Raw genomic sequence first — 269 nt, 5'->3', positions numbered from 1 at the left:
GAATTACTACCTCCTGTTGGCGTAAAGGTATAATCTATCGTTTGACCAAAAATATTAAATGGTAAAATGGAGTTGACATCTACGGCTTCGCTAAATGTAAAGGTTAATGAACTTGTATCTCCTAAAGTTCTAACAATCTGACCTGTTGAACCAAAAGAACCTCCCGTACCTATCCCAAGAGTAGGGGATCCGGTTAAGGTTAATGTAATATCATCTTTGGTCTCGGTGATATCATCACCACTACCTCCTGTAGCACTCTCAAAATCAAA

The 269-nt window shown here is 38.7% G+C and carries 1 protein-coding gene; it reads right to left on the bottom strand.

Features of this window, described 5'->3' with window-relative positions:
- On the bottom strand, positions 1–269 hold a 269-nt coding region (locus tag Q4Q35_RS12485; RefSeq protein ID WP_303278317.1), incomplete at both ends, for a hypothetical protein.

The organism is Flavivirga aquimarina (genome assembly GCF_030540835.1).
Lineage (GTDB): Bacteria > Bacteroidota > Bacteroidia > Flavobacteriales > Flavobacteriaceae > Flavivirga > Flavivirga aquimarina.
This window is presented reverse-complemented; position numbering and strand designations above follow the sequence as displayed.